The sequence below is a fragment of the Streptomyces sp. GC420 genome, assembly GCF_009916105.1.
Taxonomy (GTDB): domain Bacteria; phylum Actinomycetota; class Actinomycetes; order Streptomycetales; family Streptomycetaceae; genus Streptomyces.
Map to the genome: position 1 here is coordinate 1 of NZ_JAAAXQ010000006.1, position 23,297 is coordinate 23,297.

Genomic DNA, 23,297 nt, shown 5'->3' on the forward strand with positions numbered 1-23,297 from the left:
GTCTTGAGGGCGAGCACCATGGTCAGGCCGCCGCCGGGGGTGTCCTCGGCGGTGAGTGTGCCGCCCATGGCTTCGGCGAAGCCGCGGGCGACGGCGAGCCCGAGGCCGACGCCGTTGCCGCGGGGGACGTCGCCGTGGCGCTGGAACGGCTTGAAGATCTCTTCCTTGGCGGAGTCGGGTACGCCGGGGCCCCGGTCGATGGTGCGCAGCTCGACGCGGTCGCCGAGGGCGCTGGCGGCCAGCAGGACGCGGCTGCCGGCGGGGCTGTACTTGACGGCGTTCTCCACGACGTTGGCGACGATGCGCTCCAGTAGTCCCTTGTCGGCGGCGACCATGGGCAGCGTCTCGGGGATGTCCAGGGCCACACTTTCCTCGGGGACGCCTTTGAGAGCCAGGGGCACCACCTCGTCGAGGTCGGTTTCGCGTACGAGGGGGGTGACGGCGCCGCTCTGCAGTCGGCTCATGTCCAGGAGGTTGCCGACGAGGTGGTCGAGCCGGTCGGCGCCCTCCTCGATGGCGGCGAGCAGTTCGGCCTCGTCCTGTGCTGACCAGGCGACGTCGTCGGAGCGCAGGGAGGACACCGAGGCCTTGATGGCGGCGAGCGGGGTGCGCAGGTCGTGGGAGACCGCGGCGAGCAGCGCGGTGCGGATGCGGTTGGCCTCCTCCAGGCGGCGGGCCCGTTCGGCTTCGTCGACCAGGCGCTGGCGCTCCAGGACGACGACGGCCTGGGCGGCGAAGGCACCCAGGACGCGGCGGTCCTCGGCAGGCAGCACGCGGCCTCGCAGAGCGAGGGCCATGCGTTCGCCGGCGGCGACGTCCACGTCCGCGTCGTCGGGGCAGGCCGCCGGTTCCGGCCCGACGCTGCCGGCGCAGGTCCACCGGCCACGGTCGTCGCTGCGCTCGAGCAGGGCCACGGATTCCATGGCGAAGGTCTCGCGGACCCGTTCCAGGAGGGCCGGCAGGGCGGTCTCGCCGCGCAGCACGCTCCCTGCGAGGAGGCTCAGTATCTCGGCCTCCGCGCGGAGCCGGGCGGCCTGGTGGGTGCGGCGGGCAGCCAGATCCACCACGGACGCCACAGAGATCCCCACCACCACGAAGATCACGATGGCCAGGATGTTCTCGGGGTCGGCGATCGTCCAGGTGTGGGTCGGGGTGGTGAAGTAGTAGTTCAGCAGCAGGGAGCCGACGACGGCCGAGGCGAGTGCGGGGAGCAGGCCGCCGAGCAGGGCCGCCGCCACCGTGCACGTGAGGAACAGCAGCATTTGGTTGGCGAACCCCAGGCCGGATCCGATGCTGGTGAGCACGGCCGTGAGCAGGGCGGGTCCCGCGGTGCCGGTGAGCCATCCGGCGACCGTGCGGGTGCGGCCCAGGCGCGCCGCGCGGGCGATGGGCAGGCCGCGGCCTTTGGCGGCGTGCTCGTGGGTGACGATGTGCACGTCCAGGTCCGGGCCGGATTCGCGGGCGACGGTGGCGCCGACGCCGGGTCCGAAGATGTACTGCCACGCCTTGCGGCGGCTGGTGCCGAGCACGATCTGGGTGGCGTTGACGCCGCGGGCGAATTCCAGGAGTGCGGTGGGGATGTCGTCGCCGATCACGGAGTGGAAGGTGCCCCCGAGGTCTTCGACCAGGTTGCGCTGGACGGCGAGTTCTTTGGGCGACGCGCTGGTGAGGCCGTCGCTGCGGGCGATGTAGAGGGCGAGGATTTCGCTGCCGGAGCCTTTGGCGGCGATCCGGGCGGCGCGGCGGATCAGGGTGCGGCCCTCCGGGCCGCCGGTCAGGCCGACGACGATGCGCTCGCGAGCCTGCCACACGGTGGAGATGTCGTGCTCGGCCCGGTACTGCTGCAGGTAGGCATCGACCCGGTCGGCGGTCCACAGCAGGGCCAGCTCGCGCAGGGCGGTGAGGTTGCCGGGCCGGAAGTAGTTCGACAGCGCCGCGTCGATCTTGTCGGCGGCGTAGACGTTGCCGTGGGCGAGGCGGCGGCGCAGCGCCTGCGGGGACATGTCGACCAGCTCGATCTGGTCGGCGCGGCGCACCACCTCGTCGGGAACGGTCTCACGCTGGCGTACCCCGGTGATCGCCTCCACGACGTCGCCGAGGGACTCGAGGTGCTGGATGTTGACCGTGGAGACGACGGTGATGCCCGCGTCGAGCAGCTCCTCGATGTCCTGCCACCGCTTGGCGTTGCGCGAGCCGGGGATGTTGGTGTGGGCCAGCTCGTCGACAAGGGCCACCGAGGGGCGGCGGGCGAGGACGGCGTCCACGTCCATCTCGCTGAACGTCGCTCCGCGGTAGGTGATCTCCCGGCGCGGGACGATCTCCAGGCCGTGCAGCATGACCTCGGTGCGCGCACGGCCGTGGCACTCGACGAAGCCCACCACCACGTCGGTGCCCCGCTCCAGGCGCCGGTGCGCCTCGGAGAGCATGTCGTAGGTCTTGCCGACGCCGGGGGCGGCTCCGAGGTAGATGCGTAGTTTGCCGCGGGCCATGGCTCCATTGTCTTCCGGGAGATCGGACGGTTCTGCCTCTGGTTGATCAGGTCTTGGGGCTGCGCCATCGGGAGATCCTGACACCGCCGGGACGAGGGGCACGGGTGCGGCCTTCGCGGCCGAGTGGTCCGGGCGGCCGTGAGCGGTGTCAGCCGCTGAGGTCGCGCAGGGCCATGTTCAGCCCCAGGACGTTGACGGTGGGCTCGCCGAGGAATCCTGCGAGCCTGGAGTGGGTTTGGTCCTTGACCAGCTTGTGGACCGCGGACGGGTCGAGACCGCGGGCCTTGGCTACGCGGTCGGCCTGGATGTCGGCATACGCGGGCGAGATGTGCGGGTCGAGGCCGGAGGCGCTGGCGGTGACCGCGTCGGCAGGCACGGCGGAGGGCGGAACGCCGTTGAACGCCGCGATTCGCGCCTTGCGCTCCTTGATCTGCTCCAGCAGCTTCGGGCTGGTGGCCGCGAGGTTGGACGCACCGGAGGCGAGCGCGTCGTACTGGCCGGCCGAGGGGCGGGGCTGGAACCATTTGGGGTCGGGCTTGCCGTCCCTGCCGTTCCAGGTCTGGCCGATCAGAGCGGAGCCCACGACCCGGCCGTCGGCCTCGACCCGGGAGCCGCCCGCCTTGCCGGGGAAGACGGCCTGGGCGATGCCGGTCACGGCCAGGGGGTAGAGCACACCGGTCACCACGGTGAGCACCAGCAGTGCGCGCGCTGCGGCCCACACCAGGCGTGAGGTGTTGCGAACGGTGGCGTTCATGATCCGATCCCGGGGATGAGCATGATGAGCAGGTCTATGATCTTGATGCCGAGGAACGGGGCGACGAGCCCGCCCAGGCCGTAGATGCCGAGGTTGCGGCGCAGCATCCGGTCGGCGCTCATCGGCCGGTAGCGCACGCCCTTCAGGGCCAGTGGCACGAGTGCCACGATCACCAGGGCGTTGAAGACGACCGCGGACAGGATCGCGGACTGAGGGCTCGCCAGACGCATGACGTTGAGCGTGTCCAGGCCCGGGTAGGCCACCGCGAACATCGCCGGGATGATCGCGAAGTACTTCGCGACATCGTTGGCGATCGAGAACGTGGTCAGGGCGCCGCGGGTGATCAGCAGTTGCTTGCCGATCTCCACGATCTCGATCAGTTTGGTGGGGTTGGAGTCCAGGTCGACCATGTTCCCGGCCTCCTTGGCGGCCGAGGTGCCGGTGTTCATGGCCACCCCGACGTCCGCCTGGGCCAGGGCGGGCGCGTCGTTGGTGCCGTCGCCGGTCATGGCGACGAGCTTTCCGCCCGCCTGCTCTCGTTTGATCAGCGCCATCTTGTCTTCGGGTGTGGCCTCGGCGAGGAAGTCGTCGACTCCCGCTTCCTCGGCGATGGCCCGGGCGGTGAGCGGGTTGTCGCCGGTGATCATCACGGTCCTGATGCCCATGCGGCGCAGCTCGGTGAAGCGCTCCCGCATGCCGTGCTTGACCACGTCCTTGAGGTGGATGACGCCCAGGACGCGCACGCCGCCGGAGTCTTCGCCGGCCACGAGCAGCGGTGTGCCGCCCGCTGCGGAGATGGTGTCCACTGCGCGCCGGGCGTCGTCGGGGACGGTGCCGCCGCGCTCGGTGACCCAGGCGGTCACCGCGGCGGCGGCGCCCTTGCGCACCCGGTGGACGCCGCCGTCCCCGGTGACGTCCACACCGCTCATCCGGGTCTGCGCGGTGAACGGGATGAACTCGGCGTGGCCCAGTTCGCCCTCGTGGCGGGCGCGCAGGCCGTACTGCTCCTTGGCCAGAACCACGATCGAGCGGCCTTCCGGCGTCTCATCGGCCAGCGAGGACAGCTGGGCGGCGTCGGCAAGTTCGGCGCCGTCGACGTTGTCCAGGGTCATGAACTCAGCGGCCTGTCGGTTACCGAGCGTGATGGTGCCGGTCTTGTCCAGCAGCAGGGTCGACACATCGCCCGCGGCCTCCACGGCGCGGCCGGACATGGCCAGCACGTTGCGCTGCACCAGACGGTCCATGCCGGCGATGCCGATGGCGGACAGAAGCGCTCCGATCGTGGTCGGGATCAAGCAGACCAGCAGCGCCACCAGCACGATCATCGACTGCTCGGCCCCTGCGTGGATGGCGAACGGCTGGAGGGTGACCGTAGCCAGGAGGAAGACGATCGTGAGTGCGGCGAGCAGGATGTTCAGCGCGGTCTCGTTCGGTGTCTTCTGCCGGGCGGCACCTTCGACGAGGTTGATCATCCGGTCGATGAAGGTCTCGCCGGGCTTCGTGGTGATCTTGACGATGATGCGGTCGGAGAGCACCTTCGTGCCGCCGGTGACCGCCGAGCGGTCGCCGCCGGACTCGCGGATGACCGGGGCGGACTCGCCGGTGATGGCCGACTCGTCCACGCTGGCGACGCCCTGGACGACATCGCCGTCGCCGGGGATGACATCGCCGGCCTCGCAGACCACCAGATCACCGACGTGCAGGTCGGTGCCGGGCACCCGCTCCTCGGCCCCGTCCACCAGACGGCGCGCCACGGTGTCGGTCCTGGCCTTGCGCAGCGCATCGGCCTGCGCCTTGCCGCGGCCCTCGGCGACCGCTTCCGCCAGGTTGGCGAAGACCACGGTCAGCCACAGCCACACCGTGATCGCCCAGCCGAACCAGCTGGGGTCGACAACCGCCAGCGCGGTGGTGAGCACCGAGCCGACCTCGACCACGAACATCACCGGTGACTTGATCATCACACGCGGATCGAGCTTGCGCAGCGCGTCGGGCAGGGACGTCATCAGCTGCCTGGGGTCGAACAGGCCGCCCCTGACGCGTTCGTGCGCCGGCGTCGTCGCAGCCGGGGCCAGGTGCTCGCGAGGCGGGGGGGAAGTGGTCGTGGACATGGGGGTGGAGCCCTCTGCTGGGTGTGCGGGTGGTGGTTGCTCGGGCGGCGGTTGCTGGGGGGTGCGGGCACGTGCGGTCATGACAGCCCTTCCGCGAGCGGGCCGAGAGCCAGGGCCGGGAAGAACGTCAGCCCGGCGACGATCAGCACCGCTCCGACGAGCAGCCCGGTGAACAGCGGCTTGTGGGTCTGGAGCGTTCCCGCGGTCGCGGGGATCGGCTTCTGCTCGGCGAGCGCACCGGCCAGCGCCAGCACGAACACCATCGGCAGGAACCGGCCCAGCAGCATGGCCAGGCCGATGGTGGTGTTGAACCACTGCGTGTCGGCATTCAGGCCCGCGAAGGCGCTGCCGTTGTTGTTGGCGCCGGAGGTGTAGGCGTACAGCACCTCGGAGAACCCGTGCGGACCGGAGTTCAGCATCGAGTGCGGCGGCGTGGGCAGGGCCATGGCCAAAGCGGTGAAGCCCAGCACCAGGGTCGGGGTGATGAGGATGTAGCAGGCCGCGAGCTTGATCTCCTTGGAAGAGATCTTCTTGCCCAGGTACTCCGGGGTTCGGCCGACCATGAGCCCGGCGATGAACACCGCGATGACCGCCATGATCAACATGCCGTACAGGCCCGAGCCGACACCACCGGGAGCGACCTCGCCGAGCATCATGCCCAGCAGCAGCACACCGCCGCTCAGGCCCGAGAACGAGGAGTGGAAGGAGTTCACCGAGCCGGTGGACGTCATGGTCGTGGAGACCGCGAACAGCGCCGACGGGCCCTCGCCGAAGCGAGTCTCCTTGCCCTCCATCGCCGCGCCCGCGGCCTGCGACGCCGCGCCCGGGTGGGCGAATTCCAGCACCGTCACCGCGACGACCCCGGCGAGCCAGATTGCGCCCATCGCCGCCAGGATCGCGTAGCCCTGCTTCACACTGCCCACGAGCCTGCCGAAGGTGCGCGGCAGGGAGAACGGGATGGCCAGCAGCAGGAAGATCTCAAACAGGTTGGTCAGCGCGTTCGGGTTCTCGAACGGGTGGGCGGAATTGGCGTTGAAAAAGCCGCCCCCGTTCGTCCCCAGGTCCTTGATCGCCTCCTGGGAGGCCACCGCCCCGCCAGGCAGATGCTGGGTGGCCCCGGTCAGTGTGGAGACCTCCTGCGGCGAGGCGAAATTCTGGACCGCACCCGCGGCCACCAGCACGACCGCCGCCACGACGGAGAGCGGCAGCAGGATCCGCACGACCCCGCGCACCAGGTCACGCCAGAAGTTGCCCAGCTCGCCGGTGCGGGACCGGGCGAAGCCGCGCACCAGCGCGATGGCCACCGCCATGCCCACGGCCGCGGAGACGAAGTTCTGCACAGCCAGACCGCCGGTCTGCACCAGGTGGCCCATGGCCGCCTCACCGGAGTAGGACTGCCAGTTTGTGTTGGACACGAACGACGCGGCGGTGTTGAACGCTTGGTCCGGGCTGATCGGCTTGAAGCCGAGCGAGAGCGGCAGCACGCTCTGGACCCGCTGCAGCAGATACAGGAAGAGCACGGAGACCGCGGAGAAGGCCAGTACGCCACGCAGGTACGCCGGCCAGCGCTGCTCGGCATCAGGGTTCGCGCCGATCGCGCGATAGATCAGGCGTTCGGTGCGCAGGTGTTTCTTCGAGCTGTAGACGGCGGCCATGCAGTCGCCGAAAGGACGGTGCACCAGGGCCAGCGCCGCCATCAGCGCGGAAACCTGGAGCACGTCCGCAAGAACCGGGCTCATCAGGCTGTCAGAACCTCTCCGGGAAGACCAGGGCGAGGACGAGGTAGCCCAGCAGGGCGACGGCAACGATCAGGCCGATCACGTTCTCGGCAGTCACAGCTTCGCCACCCCTTTGGCGACGAGGGCCGCCAGCGCGAACACCGCGACGGTGGCCAGGACGAAGGCCAGGTCGGCCATCGCTTGCTCCTAGGGAAACTTTTCGGGCCAAGGTGCTCACGAGTGCGAGCACAAGAACCAAGAAGACACCGCGATCCGCCCTGCGCAGCGACCGTTGACGGTCTCCTAACGCCCCCACGAGCGATCTTGACGAAACCCTGACGAGGACTGCTGGAGAGCAGCCGCTTGGAGTTCGAGGTACCGCGGCCGAGCTCCCGGGCGCCGGGCGGGTGACGGCCCCGCCCGGCTCCCGGCCTTGACCCGGTGTCCGTCAGTCCTGGTCGCCGTCGTCCTCGTCGAGCCCGGCCGCGTCCGGGTCGCGCAGGGGCCGCAGCCCGTTGCGCGCGGTGGACGGGGTGAAGCGACGTCCTCGTCGCGGATCTCGTGGCTCTCGGCACGGGGCTGGGCCACGGCCGCGTCGACGTAGCCGGCCGTCCGCGGCACCACGGCGTTCAGGACGAGCCCGGGCGGGCCGGGCCGGTCCTCCACGGCCCACTTGCCCCCACGTGAGTCACCGGTCGTCGGCGTGCTCGTGCGTGGCGGCGAGCCGGTGCTGCAACTCGATGTGCCGGAACTGGTGGACGGCCCCGACCCGACGGAGCACACCCCGCTCGTGGGCGTCGGCGAGGAAGGCCATGAGGTCGTACGGCAGTCCCGGGCGCAGGGCCAGATAGCAGCGGGCGACGGCGTAGTGGCCCCAGGCGGCCTGCCGGATCCCGATGGCCAGCCCGGTCAGGACGGCCGGGACGAGCCCGACCACGAACGCCCACAGGGGGCCGGCCGCCTCGGCACCCCACACCCGCGTCGAGCCCGTCAGCACGGCGCACCAGCCCTGGATCCCGATGATCACGGCGCCGACGACCGCCGCGGCCAGTACGCACGTGACGAGTGTGCGCCGGTCGTTGGCGAGCAGGGCCCGGCCGTCGACCGACACCGCCCTCCAGCGCTCGGCCGCCGCGGCACCGGGGCCCCCGGCGTCCCGGCGCAGGTAGTCCGCGACCTCCCCGGCGCCGAGCGGCTGGAGGTGGATGCCGGCCAGTTCCGCCGGCCGCGCGGGGACCGCGCCACGAGGCCGCAGCGCCGCCCGGTACTCGGCGGGACGGCTCGACACGACCATGCCGCAGCCGTACGGCAGCGCCTCGCTGACGCGGTGCAGGGCCAGCGCCCCCACCGCGGGCGGGAGCTCGTCGAACCCGTCGAGCACCGGCAGGACCAGCCGCCGCTCCAGCAGAAGCCCGGCCAGGGTGACCTGCCCGCAGGCGTCGGGCGCCGGAGCACCCAGCTCCGGGTGGTCCTGCACGAGCCGGCGCTCCATCCAGGCACGCAGGTCCAGCGCGGCCGGCTCCCAGGAGGCCAGCGGGAACAGCACGGGCACCGGCTCGTCGGCCTCCCGCCGCTCGAGCAGCGCCAGCACGAGCCGCACCAGCAGCAGGGTCTTGCCCGACCCGGGCTCACCGAGGACCAGCAGTCGCCGGGCCGGGACACGCCGCGTGAACACATCGGCGATCTCACCGTCCCGGCCGGCGAGCCGCTCCGGGTCCGAGGCCTCGGCCAGGCCGGGGTCGGCGCCCCGCCAGGCGACGGGCAGCGGGTACGGGTCCGCCAGGCGCCGCACCACCGCCTCGGCCTCCCACTGCCGCCGTACGGCGTCGGCGAGCCGGTCGGCAACCTCCGCGGGACTGCGCGCCGCGACCGACTCGGCCCGGTCGGCCCGGTCGGCCCGGTAGGCGCTCCAGGCCAGATAGGCGCCGGCCCAGGTCGGCGGCAGCGCCACGAGCACGGAAGCCGGATCCTCCAGGCGCGGAGCGGCCACGAGCGCCCCCGCGGTGGCCACGGCCAGCAGGGTCGGGTACACGATCCCGGCGCGCCGCACGCGTGCCCCGGGGACAACACCACTCATCCGACGAAGAATTGCGTACGTAGGCGGCAGCGGGCCTCTGATCGGCGCGTCGCCACACCAGTGGGTGAACGGCGCCAGGGGGCGTTCCCGGTCCGGGGCAAGGCACCGGACGTGGTTTCCCGGGGGCGACCTGAGCCGGTGGAACGCCGGCGCGGCAAGGGCGGGCAGAACTCGCCGCTGAAGAATGGGAATCGATCCGGCCGCTCCTGCCGGGCAGACGGGTTCGGAGCCCGCGCCCGGGCGGCTTCGGCCGCAGGCCGCGAGCGTGCGTGATCCGGCGGTTCCGCACCCGGCGGCCCGTGGCGGGACCTTCAGCCCGATCAGGACGACGGACCGGTTGCCCCCGCCCGCGTACGCGTGGTGCGGACCGAGCGGTGCAGACGCCGGCGACCACGCGGGTGACGAAGGTGGTGCCGGTCAGGCCGGTGGCCGCCGGGGCCCACGCCCCGCCGGGCTCACCCCGGCCTCCTGCCCGCCGGTCGCCGTGTGCCCGGCCGTCGGGCGTGTCAGAGGCCGAGGACGAGCTTGCCGCGCACCCGGCCCTCCTTGCTGACGCGGTGCGCCGCGGCCGCCTCCTCCAGGGGGAGGACGGACTGGACCTCGACGTGCACGGCCCCGGAGTCGATGAGCGCGGCGATCGTGTGCAGCGCCCCGCCGTCGGGAGCGACGACGACACCGCGGGCCGTGATGCCGGGGCGGCGGTGCGCCTCGTCCAGGGGCTCCGGGAGCGTGATCAGGGTTCCGCCGGGCCGCAGGAGCCGCCACGGCGCGTGCTGCACCGGGCCGCCGACGGTGTCCAGGACGATGTCGAACGGATCCCCGGCGGACAGGTCCGCCGTCGCGCGGTCGGCCGGTTTGTCGACGCCCAGCCGGCGCAGGAAGTCCAGGTTGCGCGCGGAGGCGGTGGCGGTGACGTGCGCCCCGAAGTGCCGGGCGAACTGTACGGCGAAGTGGCGACGCCGCCCGCCCCCGCGTGCACCAGGATCCGCAGACCGGCTCCCACCCCGGCCGCCTCCAGCGCCTGCCACGCCGTCAGGGCGGCCAGCGGAACGGCGGCGGCCTCCGCAAAGGACAGCCGGGCCGGCTTGGGCACCACCGCGGAGGCGGGCAGGACGGCCAGCTCCTGGTAGGCGCCCCCGTACGGCAGGGGCAGCATTCCGTACACGGCCTCGCCGACCGCCGGGCCGCCCGGCACCGTGGCCCGCACCACCCCCGCCACGTCCCAGCCCATGCCCAGCGGGAACGGGCGGTCGTTGCGCACTGCCCCTTCGCGGTGCTTCCAGTCGACCGGGTTCACCCCGGCAGCCATCACCTCCACGAGAACCTCGCCTTCCGCCGGATCCGGTTCCGGTCGCCGGGTGAGTTCCAGAACGCTCTCGTCGCCGTACCGCGAGAAGACCACTGCGCGCATCGAAGCCGCTCCTGTCATATCGGTCCTGCCCGTTCGTGTCCGCCGCGTCCGTCGTTTCGCGACGCAGCCACGGTGCGGGACCGCCGAAGAGGGAGCCACTACCCCCCGAGTACCAGGCGGGGAGGGAGCGGGGGGTACTGGCAGGGACAGGCTGCCGCGCGCCCTCCCGCGGGATACTGGCGCGCATGAACCCAGCCAGCGAACTCGGCAGCTTCCTGATGTCACGGCGTGCCCGGGTCACGCCGACGGCGGCCGGACTCCCCGCCTTCGGCCGGCGCCGGGTCGCAGGGCTCCGGCGCGAGGAGGTCGCCGAACTCGCGGGCGTCAGCGCCGTCTACTACACGCGCCTGGAACAGGGCCGCGCCCACAACCCCTCCGACGCCGTGCTCGATGCCCTGGCGCGGGTACTGCGGCTCGACGCGACCGAGCGTGTGCACCTGTACGACCTGCTACACCGGGCCCGCGACCGGAGCACCGCCGCGTCCGCGGCCGGCGCCGGAGAACCGGCGGCGGGCGTGCCCGTACGGGACGGGCTGCGGCGTCTCCTGACAGCGGTGGGCGCGGTCCCGGCGTACGTCCTGAGTCCGGCGATGGACGTCCTCGACGCCAACGACCTGGCCCACGTCCTCGTCGGCGCTCCGGACCCGGCTTCCGGCGGGAGGCTCAACCTCGCCCGTCATGTCTTCCTCGACCCCGCCGCCCGGGAGCTGTACCCCCGGTGGGAAGACGTGGCCCGCCAGACCGCCGGCTTCCTGCGCTTCTCCGCCGGCCGGCGCCCCCATGACGCGCGGCTCGCGCGGCTCGTCGCCGAACTGTGCCGCCACAGCCCGGAGTTCCGCTCCCTGTGGGCGACCCAGGAGGTGCGGGAGAAGTCGTACGGCACGAAGAGCTTCCGGCATCCCGTGGTCGGCGGCTTCGACCTCACGTACGAGACACTCGCACTTCCCGGAGACGAGTGCCGGTCCCTGGCGGTCTTCACCGCCCCCGACGCCCGTGCGGACGCCGCGCTGCGGCTGCTCGGCAGCTGGACGGCACCGGCCCCGACCGGCACACCAGCCGACAACGCGCATCACGGATTCGGGTGGTGATCCGCGACCGCCTCGCAGAGCGGTCGCAACGGCGGACTCCCCACGAAGCCGGTCTCGCCGGCGGTGAGAGATCCGGCCATGTACGGCGGCACGGCGGGAGTCCAGGACGGCGCGGCAACCGGCGCGGTCGCCGGATCCGCGCGGGCGCCGAGTTCGCCGAGGATGACGTGACGGTCACCGAACGAGACGGGTGCTGCAAGCCGAGGGATTCTTGCGGATTGCCGGGCGAACGCCGCGCCGCCGCCTCGTCGTCGCCGAGCACAACTGAACCTGCCTGCTGACCGGGCCTGTTCCAGGGCTGTGGCACCGGGGAAGACGCCCGGCTCGAGGAACCGCAGGTGCCGTCTCAGCGGACCGCCGCTCCTCGGGGCCGGCGGCCCGATCCCGCGAGACGACACGTCCTGGCCAGGGCAGCGGAAGCCGCTGGTAGATTCACCCGTCGTGCGATCACGTGAGTACGACCTCGACTTCCGTGACCGGGCAGGCCGGACCCGGGCCTGGGGCATCGGCCTGCTGGCCGTGGCCGGGCTGCTGTGGACCTGGTGCGCGCTGCTGCTCCTCACCCCGTACGAGGTGGACCGCGAGCCCGACGACCAGTACCCGGTGGAATGCGAGTCGCGGCTGCTGACGGGGCGCGGCACGGCCAACGAGGGCCTGGGACACGGCGACTACTGCCAGAACGAGCGCGACTGGCCGGAGGCCGTGGCCGTGCTGGGGCTGTCCCTGCCGGTGTCCGTGGCCGGAGCGGTCCTGTTCACCAGTGGCAGCGTCGGCCAACGGATGAGCGCCCACGCCGAGGCGATGCGCGAACTGGACCGGATTGCCGACGAGTGAGGGCGCTCATCCCGTGAAACCGGTCCTGCGCGGTGTGTTCGCCGCGCCGCGGTCCACGAGGATCGCCGGGCCGCAGCCCGCGGGCGGCTCGCTCCGCTTCCACCGAGCGCAGCAGGCGGGTGGTCTCGCAGTCACCGCGCGTTGACGATGTGCGCAGGGCGCGGTGACGACGGCGGGGCGGCTCATCGCCCGGGGGCCGGCTGCCGGTTGGCCGACGGCCGGCCCCGCACAGTCGGCTCGTCAGCCGAGACCGGGGGTCAGCCGCCACACCGTGAGGTCGAACGCGAAGGCGGTGGAGCAGGACAGCGGGACCGTCGTGCCGAGTACCTTCACCGTGGCCGCCGTGCGGAGCGGTGTGTTGGTGCCCTTGGTGATCACGTAGTGGCCGGCGGGGTCCTCGACGACCTCGTGCACGGGCTCGGGCCTGCCCGCGGCCGCGTAGGTGCCGCCGATGACCGCGTCGCCCGCCGGTTCGGCCGTGTCGTCCAGCTTCCTGACGGGGATGGCGGCCGCGATCGTCCCGTTCGAGAACAGCGTGGTGTCCTCGGGGCCGTAACCGCCGCCGTACTCACCCTCGGGCGTCTCGATCGACACGCTGGTGTGCGAGCCGAACGCGGAGTTCTGGTAGAGGTCAACGGCGACGGTGACGCCTGCGGACTGCCCGGCACAGGACAGCGCGTAGCCCTTCTCGATCGTCTTCACCGGCGTGGATCCGCCCTGCGCCGCAGGGGTCGCCTGTGCCGCCCCGGCGGTGGAGGCGACCACCCCGGCACCGATCAGGCAGGCCAGCGCGACTCGTGTCATGGTTCTCAACTCGGTTCCCCCCTGGGCTCTGAGCCCAAGTGTGTCGTTTTACACGCGTTGCGGGGGCTGAGACACACAAGACACGTATTCGGTTGCGGTAAGCACCAGGAATCTTCACGCGGCTCCCCGGCCGTGGAGCCGCACCATCCCCAGCCGCGGCAGGCTCGCCGACGGCGACCTGTTCACTGTCGGCCGCCCGGCACAGGGACAGCGGGACGACACCCGGAGGCACGAGGCTGCCCGTGGGCTCAGGCGGCCGGTGGCGGATCCCCCGTCCGGCGAAGGGCGGCGTCACGAGACCGGCCTGAGGTAGTTGAGGGCGAGTCGGGTGAGTTCCTCGAGGAACTGCTCCCTCGGGATGGGGGGTCGGTCGAGCAGATATCGGACGGTGACGTGCTCGACTGTGCGCACCAGCATCCACACCGCTGTGTCGAGGGGGGTGTCCGGGCGCAGGCCGCCGCGCTGTGTCGTCAGATAGGCGTGGACCAGCTCGCCGATGCGCTGCTCGAAGGCGCGCAGCGTGCGACCGTCGTCCAGCCGGGGGCCGTGCTCGACCGCGGCGCGCAGGAACGGCGGCTCGACGTCGAGTCCGTCCAACAGCGCTGCGAGGGTGGTCCGGACGATCACGGGCGCGGGTTGCTCGAAGTGGCCGGACATCCGGGTGGTGACGCTGGAGACGAGCGCGTCGCTGTAGCGCTCCAGCACCGCCGAGACGATGGCGTCCTTGTGGGGGAAATACTGGTACAGCGAGCCGGGGCTGATCCCTGCGGTCGTCGCGATCCGGCTGGTCGACGCGCCCTCGTAGCCGTACTCGGCCAGGACGTGCCGGCCGGCGTCGAGGATGCGTTCCACCATCGCCCGGGACCGTTCCTGGCGTGGTGTCCTGCGCGGTGAAATGCGAGCGGCCGTGGTGCGCCGCGCGTTCCGGCGAGGCGATGACATGGGCGTCAGGAAGCGAATTGAACGCGAGTACGACGGGCAGTCAGCATCGACTCATGGTCGCACACGAGCCGCCGCAGCGTGATACCCCCGTCGGGCCGAGTGACGTGACGACGCCCCCGTCTCCGTATCCGCGACGCTTTCGCGAGACCGAGGGCCTCAACCGCCGTCTGGGCAGACCGCTACGGCTGCTGCTGCGGCGCCAAGGCAGGACGGACCCGGCGCTGTTGGCGGCCATCGGGGAGCGGTTGACGGCGCGCGACACGGTCGGAGCGGCGCTGGCGAGCGCCATGCGGATCACCGACACGACGCATCCGGACAGGGTGACGATGAGGCAGTTCCGGGTTGCGCTCGCCGACGGGATCGACGCGGTACCGAACCCTCCGCCGGCTCTGCGGGAATTCTTCGCCGCGGTCGACCCGGTGCCGGACTGGGTCGACTTCGACCTGGTCAACGAGGGCGGCCGGGTGGCCCGCAGGTTCGGCCGCAACGCCGCTGACGTGATGCTGCAGCTGGCGCTGATCGGCTCCTACCGGTTCGACGGACCGCCTCGGCTGCTGGTCGAGACCGGCGGCCTGACCGGCGGTTCCGCCCTGCGCAGGATCGCCGAGACCCAGCAGTGGGCGACCGCGGTCACCGGTCACGACGCGATGCGCCGCTCCGGGCCGGGCTTCCGCCTCACGGTGCACGTCCGGCTCATGCACGCCCTGGTCAACCATCAGATGGAGCACAGCGGGCGATGGGACACCGGCCGCTGGGGACTGCCGGTGAACCAGTCCGATCTGGCCGCGACCCTCGGCCTGTTCAACGCGGTCCAGTTGCTCGGCGTCCGACTGCTCGGGGTACGCGTCACTCGCGCCGAGTCGCGAGCGCTCATGCACCTGTGGAAGTACGTCGGCCATCTGATGGGCGTGGACGAGGACTGGCTCTGCGACCACGAGCGATCCCAGCACCGGTTCAATTACCACCTGTTGCTCACCCAGAGCTACGGGGGCTCGGCCGGACCGCCCCTCGCCAACGCCCTCGTGGAGGCCCAGACCGCCCTGCACTTCGCCCACTTCGCCCGAGTGCGCCGCTCCTACGCCCGAGCGCGGCTGCTGAGCATGCTGCGGTACTTTCTCGGCCGCCGGGGTGTGCGGGATCTGCACCTGCCCGTGGCCCTGCCCTGGGCCGTGCCGCCCCTGCTGGCCGTCAACCTCCTGCGCTACCACGTCCTCGGTCGCACCTCTGCGGGCCGCGCATACCTGTTGCGCAGCGGTGACCGGTTCATCCGGCGGAATCTGCGGCGCTACTTCGGCGAACAGACCCCCGATGTCGGGGCACTTGAGGCCGGGCCCTCGGGGAATCCCTCGCACTGACGTCGTCACTCCTCCGGCAGCCGTACCCAGGGCGCCAGGCGCTCCCCGGCAGCCAAGTCGTCGCGCGAGTACCGGAACACGGTTCCCCGGACAATGTCGAGCTGCCCGGCGGCGATCAAGCCCGTGGCGGGCTGCGTGCCGCCGGCATCGGCCTCGAAGGCGACCAGCACGGCAGGTGTCTCACCGATCTGCCGGGACACGGTCCGGACCTCGTCCGGTGTCGGCTCACGGAAGGCCGGGTCGTGGAAGGCTGCCGGGCACATGACGAAGGCCGGATCGCTGAAGACGAGCTCCAGGCCGTGGTGGTACGACAGGTCGTGACTGGCGCCCAGCCGCAGACGAGCAGCGTCCCAGGCGACAACGTCCCAGTCCCACCAGGAACCTTCTGGAAGTTGAATCACGAGCCTGCCCCCCTGACATCGAACGCCAGCGCAGGCTACACCGGCGCCCAAGCTCTCGACTCGACCGCTTGGCACCGTGAGGTGTCTACCGCCTCACCACCACCCGAGCACGGGCCGGGGAGCCCGCCTACGCGGGCACCGGCCGGCCGCCGAGAATGCAGTACCCCGATGCGCCGCAGACCGTGAAGGACCTGGTCCTCGCGGCCGGCCGGACGGCGGCCAGGGCCGGTGTCCTGGCGGGAGGGATCCCGGCCGGGCTGCGGCCGGACCGGTAGACTCCGGGACCCGACCGGGTTCCAAGGCGTCAGAGCATAAGCAGGAGCCGCGTGTTCGGTACGAGCTTCCGGTTCACGCTGGTGCTCTGCACGAAGATCGTGAAGTCGTCGTTGTGGTCCGGCTTGACGCGAACTTCCTCGGCCGGCAGACCGAGCAGGCCCCGGGCCTCGGGCCCCGTGTACACCCGGTCCGTCTTCTTCTCCAGCACCGCAATCTGCTTCTGCGCCTGGATCTTCTCCGACTTGCTCAGCTGGTAGAACGCACCACCGGTACGGTAGGTGTGCCCGCATTCGATGACCCAGTCCCGGATCGCCGCGTTACGAGCCACTGGGATCAGCTGGTACTCCGACGGATTCACCGGAGTGAGGCCGGCCGCCTTGATGGTGTCCTTGTTGACCGCCTCCGCACCCATGGAGAACACCGCCCGCGATCCCCGGATGCCCTGTGCGCGGCCCACCATGAACTTCTCGGTGGCCTGCTGGATGACCTGCCCGGCCTCCTCCAGACCCTGTGTGCTCGTGGCGTCCCAGATGGCGATGTTGTCCTTCGGGAAACCGCACTGCATGGCCTCGCGCTTGCCCATCTGGTCCGGCACAAGGACGGCCAGCGTCCAGTTGTCCTCCTGTGTCCCGATCATCTCGGCCACGGCCTCGACCAGTTCACGCGGATCCCTGGTAGGGGCATCCGGGCAGCGGTGACTTGCGTTCTCCTGCCCGTCGGTGAGTACGAACGTCAGGAAGCTGTGGTCGCCGTACAGTTGAGCTGTCTGCGCCAGCTCCCGCTGTGACTTCAGTGCGGCCGCCAGCAGAGCCGTCATTCCACCGACCCGATACAGCTGCTTCAGCGACGGCATCCGCAGCACGTCCTTGTCGTAGACGACGCACTCCACCTTGTCTGCGAAGACGTACACCGTGACGCGGGTCTCCTGGTCCAGTTCCCTCGATCGGCGGGCAAGATATGCAATCTGCTGGTCGGCGACTTCGACGACCTTGCGGCGCAGGTGCGACATGGACGAACTGGCATCCAGCACAAGAGCAACGTGATTGATGTAGTTCTGGTCTCCGGACATGACAGCTCCCCCGCTTTCCGACGCGATGCCCCTACCGTCTCACCCACCACTGACAATCGATCTTGGCTCCGAGCTTGTCCCACCTCGCGCGGTTGTTCGATGCCCGCACGCCCGGCTATCGCGCGGCTGCAGGCCGCGGCCTGCACCGGCCCGAGATCGTCGTCCACCACCCCGCCACCGACCCGGCACGCCACGCAACGTTCTACCGCTTCAACGCACGCAACCGGGTGTGGCCGGCACGCCGCAACCTTCCGCTGCCCCCGGTCACAACGCGGAGGTTGCCGCAGTTTGAGGACCCACCCAACCGGGGGCTTCCCGCGGGGGACGCGACCGGCCACGCGTCAGACCCACTGGAACACGGCATCCGACCCCGCCCGGACGCCTGCCTCGTCGCTCAGGGCGTCGTGCGGCCAGCCCGCCTGGTAGACGGTGTCCAGGTAGCGCTCACCGAGGTCCGGGGCGATCGCCACCGCGGTCAGTGGCCGTCCTGGGTGACGGGCCAGCCAGTCCGACGCTCCGCTGACCACCGTTCCGGTGGAGCCGCCGAAGAGGAAGCCCCGGCCGGCCAGCAGGCGGCAGGTGTGGATGGTTTCCGCCTCTCCCACGTGCACCACCTCGTCGACGTAGGACTCGTCGAGCAGAGAGGGACGGACGCTGGTGCCCAGACCGGGAATCAGCCGGCGACCGGGCTTCCCGCCGAAGGTCACCGAGCCGGCCGCGTCCACCGCCACGATCCGCACCCGCCGGCGCCACTGCCAGAACCAGCGCGCGCACCCCATCAGCGTGCCCGTGGTGCCGGCCCCCACGAAGAGGACGTCCAGGTGGGGGAAGCGGCTGGCGATCTCCGGGGCCGTCGTACGGTAGTGCGCCTTCCAGTTGTTGGGGTTGGCGTACTGGTTCAGCCACACGTACCGGTCGTCTGAGGCGCACAGCGCACGCACGTGGGCGAGGCGGGCGCCCAGGAAACCGCCGTGCAGATCGGGTTTGTCGATCACGTGGACCGTGCTGCCCAGCGCCTCCATCAGCCGCCTGGTCGGCAGGTTGCACCGGGTGTCGGTCACGCACAGGAATCGGTAGCCCCGGCTCGCCGCGATCATGCTCAGTGCCACGCCGAGGTTGCCGGAGGAGGACTCGACCAGGACCGAGCCGGGCTTCAGGGTGCCGTCCTGTTCGGCGGCCCGGACCATCTCGGCGGCGGCCTTCAGCTTGATCGAGCCGGCGAAGTTGAAGCCCTCGCACTTCAGGAAGAGCGGGATGCCGAAGGTCGCCCGCAAGTTGACGTAGAGCTCCTCCTCGTTGAAGTCGGTGGGCTCGGAGATGACGGGCATGGCGGTCCCCTCGTTCATGGCGGCCGGTCAGCCGTACCGGCGCAGTTCGTTGAAGAAGCCGTCGACGACGCGCAGTTCGCCCCGCCGGGCCACTTCGTCGTGGACGTACCTGCCGATGGCGAGGTCCAGCACCCCCAGACCGAACGGTGAGAACACCACCGTCCGGTCCGCGGGGGCCGGCGCCCGCCCCGTCAGGACGTCGTGCAGGGTGCCGTTGACGAACTCCCGGTCCCCGGCCAGCTGTTCGGCCAGGTGCGGCGAGGTGTCGGCCTTGAGGCAGTGCTCGACGTCGTCGACGAAGTTGGCGGACGCGAGCAGGATCCGCGGGTCCAGGTCGCGCAGTGAGATGTGCAGCACCAGAGGGTGGTGTGCGAACCACGACGGGTCGTGGACGTGTGGCCGTGCCGCGACCGTCGCGAAGACCACCAGGTCGCTTGAGCGGATGAGTCCCTCGGCCGTGTCGTGCAGGGTGATGCGGCCCTTCGTCCCCGCCCTGCGCAGGTAGCCGCGGAAGCCGGCCGCGTGGTCGGTGGACAGGTCGTGGACGCCGGTCTCCTCGAACGTCCAGCCGGTGGCGGTGAGATGGGTGTGGAGGTAGCGGGCGATCAGGCCGGTACCGATGAAGCCGACGCGCCGGGGGCGCGGGCGGGTGCGGCTGAGCCGGTCGGCCGCCAGGGCCGCGGAGGCCGCCGTGCGGGTGGCGCTGATGACCGAGCCCTCCAGGCAGGCGTACGGGTAGCCGGTGTCGGGGTTGTTGAGGATGACGACGGCCGACGCGCGCGGGAGCCCGGAGGCCGTGTTCCCGGGGAAGCTCGCTATCCACTTCAGGCCGTCCACGCGCAGCGGCCCGCCCATCGATGCGGGCAGCGCGATGATCCGTGCCGCCGGGCGGTCCGGAAAGCGCAGGAAGTACGACGGTGGATTGACCGTCTCACCGTCGCCGTGCAGCCGGTACACGGCTTCGACCAGTTCGACGATCTCCTGTTCGCGCTCCCGCAGGGCCCGCTGGACCTGGGCGCCGGAGATGACGGCGAACCGCGGCTCGGCCGCATCGGCGGGCACCGTGGCCCGTGTGGAGTCCGTGGCGGTCATCGCGCGGTCACCTCGGGGGCCGGTGCGCAGTCGGCAGGGCGTACCGGCTCGGCCATGGCGACCAGCACCTCGCGCGGGTCCTCGTACGGCTCCCTGCTGTGCGCCATGCGAATGTTGTCGACGAGCATCAGATCTCCGTCCTGCCAGGGCTCGCGCAGGGTATGGGCCTCGTAGACCTCGTTGAGCAGGCGGACGACGTCCTCGCCGATCGCCTCGCCGCCGCCGAACCGGGTGGTGAACGGCAGCGCGTCGGCGCCGTAGACGTCCACGAGGTACTCACGTATCTCAGGGTCGATCGTCCACTCGCTCAGGAAGGCGATCTGGTTGAACCAGCAGTGCCGGCCGGTGGCCGGGTGGCGGACCACGGCGCTGCGCCGCTGGCTGGTGCGCAGCCTTCCGTCCGGCCCCCACGCACAGTCGATCCCGTTGTCGCGGCAGTAGTGCTCGACGGCGGCGCGGTCGTCGGTGCCGAAGGCCTCGGCGACGGATGCCCCGATCTCGTCGTTGTAGGTGCGGTCGAGCAGCCAGCCCTCCCGCAGGAAGCGCTCGGCCAGCGGGACGGGCAGTGCCTGGAGTACGGCCGCGGCGTCGGCCAGGCCCGTCGCTCCGCCGTCGGCGGGCGCCTCGAGGCACGCGAACAGCATCAGGCCGGGGAACCGGAGGGTGTAGCTCAGCTCGTGGTGCATGCACATCGGCTGGTTGGACGGCCACTTGGCGGAGGAGTACACGCCGTCGCCGTAGGAGCGGCGTGGCGCGAAGGCCTCCCGTTCGGTCATCAGGCCGGTGGCCAGCGCCCGGAAGGCGGCCCCGGCGCGTTCGGGATCGTAGAGTCCGAGGCCGCGCACGAGGACCGCTCCGTGCTCGGCGACCACGGCGCGCAGTGCGTCCTGGTACTCGGCCGCCCAGCGGGCCGGGTCGCCGGCGTCCTGGACCAGCAGGACCGGGGGCCTGCCGGGACGCAGGTCCACATCGGGCAGGAGCGCCGGGGATGAGGTGGGTGAGGCGCGCATCTCTGGTTCCTTTCGGTCGCCGCTCAGGCGGGCGTCGACGGGGCGGTGGACGGGCTGGGCGGCGGGGTGGTGACGGAAGTCCGGGGCGCCGTACTGCCGTCGAGCAGGCGGGCCAGGTCCGCGAGGACCGGGTGACGGGTGATGTCCTTGACGTCGACGGCCCGGTCCAGGGCGATCGCCAGCCTGACCGCCGACAGTGACGTGCCGCCCCGGTCGAAGAAGTGGTCCCGGCGGCCGATCCGCCGCGGCGGGATGCCGAGCACCTCCCCCCAGGCGGCTGCCAGGCGCCGCTCGGCCGGGGTGCCCGGAGCGTGCCCGACGTCCCCGGCGGTGTCGAGTTCCTCGGCGAGTGCGGTCAGTGCCGTGCGGTCGGTCTTGCCGTTGGCGGTCAGCGGCAGGTGATCCCGCCAGTGGAAGGCCGAGGGGATCATGTATCCGGGCAGCGACGCGGTCAGCCGGTCCCGCAGCGCGTCCGGCGGGACCGGCTGCTGTCCGGCGCAGAAGGCCACCAGGTGCCCGCCCCCGGCGACCACCACCGCGCACTCCCGGACTCCCGGCGTCCGCAGCAACACGTTCTCGATCTCGCCGATCTCGATCCGGAAGCCACGGATCTTGACCTGGGTGTCCCGGCGACCGAGGTACTCCAGCTTGCCGTCGGGCAGCCAGCGGCCGCGGTCACCGCTGCGGTACAGCCGCCGGCCCGGGCGGTGCGGATCCTCGGTGAACGCGGCCTTCGTGCGCTCCGGGTCGCCCACGTATCCGCGCCCGACGCAGATCCCGGAGAAGACGATCTCACCCGGAGCGCCGAGCGGCACCGGTGCGAGATGCTCGTCGACCACGTAGACATGCACGTTGCTGACGGGGCGGCCGAGCGGGATGCGGTCCCGGGCCGGCACCTCGTCCATCACCTCGTGGTTGGTGTCGTCGGAGGTCTCCGTCAGCCCGTAGGCGTTGACCAGCCGGGTTCCGGGCCGGGCCGCGAACCAGCGCCGTACGAGCTCCGTCTTCAGCGCCTCGCCGGTGGCCGACACGCACCGCAGGTCCGGCAGCGGGCGCGGGTGCTGCTCCAGCTCGGCGAGAACGGTCTCGAGATACGACGGCACGAGCTGGAGGACGTTGACCCGACCCCGGGCGATGGTGTCGACGAAGCGCGCGGTGTCCAGGATCGCCTCCTGTTCGACCAGCAGCGTGCGACCGCCCGCCACGAGGGCCGCCACCAGCTGCCAAAGGGAGATGTCGAAGCACTGGGGTGCGGTCTGGGCGACGACCTGCCCCTCGCCGATCCCCAGGTCGTCGATCTTGGCGAGGACGTGGTTGACGAAGCCCGCGTGCTCGCACATCGCGCCCTTGGGCTCGCCGGTGGAGCCCGAGGTGAAGTAGATGTACGCGAGCTGGCCGGCGGCGACGGCCACGGGTGGGTCGTCGTCGGCGTGGGCCTCCGCGCAGGCGTCCTCGATGCGTTGGGCCCGGACGTCCGGGGGTACGTGGACGGGCCCACGTCCGGTCAGTGCCAGGCGGCATCCGGCCCGGTGGAGCATGGCCGCGATGCGCTCGGGCGGGAAGTGCGGCTCGACGGGCAGGTAGACGCCGCCCGCCTTGAGGACGCCCAGGACGGCCACCGCCCACTCCAGGGTGCGCTCGGTGACCACCGCGACGACACCCTCGGGCTCCAGCCCTCGCACCAGCAGCGCCCTGCTCAGCCGGTTGGCACGGGAGTTGAGCTCCCGGTAGGTCCACTGCCGGTTTCCCTGTGCGACGGCGACGGCGTCCGGATGCATCCGCACCCGCTCCTCGAACAACTCGTGCACCCGGCGGTCGGGCAGTTCCCGCCGCGGACCGGCGAGGCCGTCGAGCTGGAAGCCCGTCTCCGGTGGGGACAGCAGGCTCTGCCGTCCGTGCTCGGCGTCCGGATCGGCGGCGATCGACGTGAGCGCCACGAGGTGATAGCCGGCGATGCGGGGTGCGCAGTCGGCGTCGAGCACGTCGGTGCGGTACCGCAGCCGGAGGGCGAGCCGGTCGCCGTACCGGACCGTGCCCACGCGCAGCACGGTGCCCTCGGGCAGTCCGCCGCCGCTTCCGCTGCCGCCGCCGGTCAGGTCGCACTCGGTCTCGAACGGCGGTCCGTCATGGCGGAGTTCGCGCGCGAGCGCGTCGACCGGAAAGTCCCGGTGCGCCGCCACCGCGGACTCGGCCGCGCGGGTACGCCGCACCAGTGCCCGCCAGGAGCGGGGGGCGGTCGTCAGCCTGCAGGGCAAGGGACTGGCGCCCGGCTCGGTCACCAGACCGGTCGTGACCTCCTGCTCGCCCGAGAGCGCGGCGAGCACCTTCGCGTGCGCGGCGAGCAGCGCGGTCTCCGGCGGCACCGGCAAGCGCCGCAGGCCCGCCAGGACGCCGTGGGGTACGGCCGTCTCGTGTTCCGCGGTGCCCGGCTCCGGCGCACGGGTCCACCGCGGGATCCGGGTGACCCCGCCGGCGGTGAGCACCCCGCGCCAGAAGTCCCGGGACGCGTCGGCTGAGTTGTCCATCGGTTCCCTTCCCGTC

General features: G+C 71.6%; 17 protein-coding genes and 3 pseudogenes. 4 read left to right on the forward strand and 16 right to left on the reverse strand.

The window, feature by feature from the left end:
- The 8 genes and pseudogenes from GUY61_RS01660 to GUY61_RS41765 form a co-directional block, all read right to left on the reverse strand.
- The coding region (locus GUY61_RS01660; protein ID WP_166628222.1) for a sensor histidine kinase KdpD at positions 1 to 2,489 on the reverse strand (2,489 nt) is incomplete at its 3' end.
- A gap of 148 nt (positions 2,490 to 2,637) precedes the next feature.
- Positions 2,638 to 3,243 carry a potassium-transporting ATPase subunit KdpC gene (kdpC, locus tag GUY61_RS01665; RefSeq protein WP_166628223.1) on the reverse strand — a complete coding sequence of 202 codons (606 nt, stop codon included), beginning with the start codon at positions 3,241 to 3,243 and terminating at the stop codon, positions 2,638 to 2,640.
- Entirely contained in the window at positions 3,240 to 5,351 is a 2,112-nt protein-coding gene (kdpB, locus tag GUY61_RS01670) for a potassium-transporting ATPase subunit KdpB (RefSeq protein WP_166628224.1), read from the reverse strand. Before kdpB ends, kdpC begins: the two co-directional genes overlap by 4 nt.
- Before the next feature lie 77 nt (positions 5,352 to 5,428).
- On the reverse strand, positions 5,429 to 7,090 hold the full coding sequence (gene kdpA, locus GUY61_RS01675) for a potassium-transporting ATPase subunit KdpA (RefSeq protein WP_166628225.1): 1,662 nt from the start codon (positions 7,088 to 7,090) through the stop codon (positions 5,429 to 5,431).
- Between the two features lie 7 nt (positions 7,091 to 7,097).
- A complete protein-coding gene (gene kdpF / locus GUY61_RS01680) occupies positions 7,098 to 7,187 on the reverse strand; it encodes a K(+)-transporting ATPase subunit F (protein ID WP_166628226.1) in 90 nt (29 codons plus the stop codon).
- A 330-nt stretch (positions 7,188 to 7,517) separates the two neighbouring features.
- Positions 7,518 to 7,735: pseudogene (locus GUY61_RS41760) on the reverse strand (hypothetical protein); the annotation flags it as partial.
- Between the two features lie 22 nt (positions 7,736 to 7,757).
- Complete coding sequence (locus tag GUY61_RS01685) at positions 7,758 to 9,146, reverse strand: NACHT domain-containing protein (RefSeq protein WP_166628227.1); 1,389 nt, start codon at positions 9,144 to 9,146, stop codon at positions 7,758 to 7,760.
- Between the two features lie 506 nt (positions 9,147 to 9,652).
- A pseudogene (locus GUY61_RS41765) lies at positions 9,653 to 10,557 on the reverse strand (NADP-dependent oxidoreductase).
- Positions 10,558 to 10,742: 185 nt separating this feature from the next.
- On the opposite strand from GUY61_RS41765, the gene GUY61_RS01695 reads away from it, so the two are divergent.
- Together GUY61_RS01695 and GUY61_RS01700 are read left to right on the forward strand one after the other, a co-directional pair.
- Positions 10,743 to 11,645 carry a helix-turn-helix domain-containing protein gene (locus GUY61_RS01695; RefSeq protein ID WP_166628228.1) on the forward strand — a complete coding sequence of 301 codons (903 nt, stop codon included), beginning with the start codon at positions 10,743 to 10,745 and terminating at the stop codon, positions 11,643 to 11,645.
- Positions 11,646 to 12,086: 441 nt separating this feature from the next.
- The gene (locus GUY61_RS01700) at positions 12,087 to 12,479 is read left to right on the forward strand and encodes a hypothetical protein (protein ID WP_166628229.1); all 393 of its coding nucleotides are present in this window, start codon (positions 12,087 to 12,089) and stop codon (positions 12,477 to 12,479) included.
- Between the two features lie 240 nt (positions 12,480 to 12,719).
- Here GUY61_RS01700 and GUY61_RS01705 read toward each other — a convergent pair whose 3' ends face one another.
- Both GUY61_RS01705 and GUY61_RS01710 read right to left on the reverse strand, forming a co-directional pair.
- Entirely contained in the window at positions 12,720 to 13,283 is a 564-nt protein-coding gene (locus GUY61_RS01705) for a hypothetical protein (RefSeq protein WP_166628230.1), read from the reverse strand.
- A gap of 291 nt (positions 13,284 to 13,574) precedes the next feature.
- Entirely contained in the window at positions 13,575 to 14,138 is a 564-nt protein-coding gene (locus tag GUY61_RS01710; protein ID WP_166628231.1) for a TetR/AcrR family transcriptional regulator, read from the reverse strand.
- A gap of 140 nt (positions 14,139 to 14,278) precedes the next feature.
- On the opposite strand from GUY61_RS01710, the gene GUY61_RS01715 reads away from it, so the two are divergent.
- Positions 14,279 to 15,580, forward strand: a complete 1,302-nt coding sequence (locus GUY61_RS01715) for an oxygenase MpaB family protein (RefSeq protein WP_166628232.1) — start codon at positions 14,279 to 14,281, stop codon at positions 15,578 to 15,580.
- A gap of 5 nt (positions 15,581 to 15,585) precedes the next feature.
- Here the strand turns inward: GUY61_RS01715 and GUY61_RS01720 are convergent, their stop codons facing one another.
- Both GUY61_RS01720 and GUY61_RS01730 read right to left on the reverse strand, forming a co-directional pair.
- Positions 15,586 to 15,981: a hypothetical protein gene (locus GUY61_RS01720; RefSeq protein ID WP_166628233.1), complete on the reverse strand. Its 396-nt coding sequence runs from the start codon at positions 15,979 to 15,981 to the stop codon at positions 15,586 to 15,588.
- A gap of 304 nt (positions 15,982 to 16,285) precedes the next feature.
- Entirely contained in the window at positions 16,286 to 17,326 is a 1,041-nt protein-coding gene (locus GUY61_RS01730; RefSeq protein ID WP_166628234.1) for a vWA domain-containing protein, read from the reverse strand.
- 167 nt (positions 17,327 to 17,493) lie between these two features.
- Between GUY61_RS01730 and GUY61_RS39585 the strand changes: the two are divergent.
- A pseudogene (locus GUY61_RS39585) lies at positions 17,494 to 17,592 on the forward strand (glycosyltransferase family 2 protein); the annotation flags it as partial.
- Positions 17,593 to 17,667: 75 nt separating this feature from the next.
- On the opposite strand, the gene sbnA reads toward GUY61_RS39585, so the two are convergent.
- From sbnA to GUY61_RS01750, 4 genes are read right to left on the reverse strand one after another with little or no spacing between them, the layout of a single operon-like run.
- Complete coding sequence (gene sbnA, locus GUY61_RS01735; protein ID WP_166628235.1) at positions 17,668 to 18,654, reverse strand: 2,3-diaminopropionate biosynthesis protein SbnA; 987 nt, start codon at positions 18,652 to 18,654, stop codon at positions 17,668 to 17,670.
- A 27-nt stretch (positions 18,655 to 18,681) separates the two neighbouring features.
- Positions 18,682 to 19,746, reverse strand: a complete 1,065-nt coding sequence (gene sbnB, locus GUY61_RS01740) for a 2,3-diaminopropionate biosynthesis protein SbnB (protein ID WP_166628236.1) — start codon at positions 19,744 to 19,746, stop codon at positions 18,682 to 18,684.
- Complete coding sequence (locus tag GUY61_RS01745; RefSeq protein WP_166628237.1) at positions 19,743 to 20,756, reverse strand: TauD/TfdA family dioxygenase; 1,014 nt, start codon at positions 20,754 to 20,756, stop codon at positions 19,743 to 19,745. The genes sbnB and GUY61_RS01745 overlap by 4 nt, the downstream gene beginning before the upstream one ends.
- Positions 20,757 to 20,779: 23 nt before the next feature.
- The gene (locus GUY61_RS01750) at positions 20,780 to 23,281 is read right to left on the reverse strand and encodes an amino acid adenylation domain-containing protein (RefSeq protein ID WP_166628238.1); all 2,502 of its coding nucleotides are present in this window, start codon (positions 23,279 to 23,281) and stop codon (positions 20,780 to 20,782) included.
- Positions 23,282 to 23,297 lie beyond the last annotated feature (16 nt).

What these genes read in the sequence shown, in the direction of transcription:
- GUY61_RS01730 (WP_166628234.1), bottom strand. Translation starts at nt 17,326, where the DNA reads ATGTCCGGAGACCAGAACTACATCAATCACGTTGCTCTTGTGCTGGAT.
- GUY61_RS01715 (WP_166628232.1), top strand. Translation starts at nt 14,279, where the DNA reads ATGGTCGCACACGAGCCGCCGCAGCGTGATACCCCCGTCGGGCCGAGT.
- GUY61_RS01685 (WP_166628227.1), bottom strand. Translation starts at nt 9,146, where the DNA reads ATGAGTGGTGTTGTCCCCGGGGCACGCGTGCGGCGCGCCGGGATCGTG.
- kdpC (WP_166628223.1), bottom strand. Translation starts at nt 3,243, where the DNA reads ATGAACGCCACCGTTCGCAACACCTCACGCCTGGTGTGGGCCGCAGCG.
- sbnB (WP_166628236.1), bottom strand. Translation starts at nt 19,746, where the DNA reads ATGACCGCCACGGACTCCACACGGGCCACGGTGCCCGCCGATGCGGCC.
- kdpB (WP_166628224.1), bottom strand. Translation starts at nt 5,351, where the DNA reads ATGTCCACGACCACTTCCCCCCCGCCTCGCGAGCACCTGGCCCCGGCT.
- kdpA (WP_166628225.1), bottom strand. Translation starts at nt 7,090, where the DNA reads ATGAGCCCGGTTCTTGCGGACGTGCTCCAGGTTTCCGCGCTGATGGCG.
- GUY61_RS01705 (WP_166628230.1), bottom strand. Translation starts at nt 13,283, where the DNA reads ATGACACGAGTCGCGCTGGCCTGCCTGATCGGTGCCGGGGTGGTCGCC.
- GUY61_RS01710 (WP_166628231.1), bottom strand. Translation starts at nt 14,138, where the DNA reads ATGGTGGAACGCATCCTCGACGCCGGCCGGCACGTCCTGGCCGAGTAC.
- sbnA (WP_166628235.1), bottom strand. Translation starts at nt 18,654, where the DNA reads ATGCCCGTCATCTCCGAGCCCACCGACTTCAACGAGGAGGAGCTCTAC.
- GUY61_RS01745 (WP_166628237.1), bottom strand. Translation starts at nt 20,756, where the DNA reads ATGCGCGCCTCACCCACCTCATCCCCGGCGCTCCTGCCCGATGTGGAC.
- GUY61_RS01695 (WP_166628228.1), top strand. Translation starts at nt 10,743, where the DNA reads ATGAACCCAGCCAGCGAACTCGGCAGCTTCCTGATGTCACGGCGTGCC.
- GUY61_RS01750 (WP_166628238.1), bottom strand. Translation starts at nt 23,281, where the DNA reads ATGGACAACTCAGCCGACGCGTCCCGGGACTTCTGGCGCGGGGTGCTC.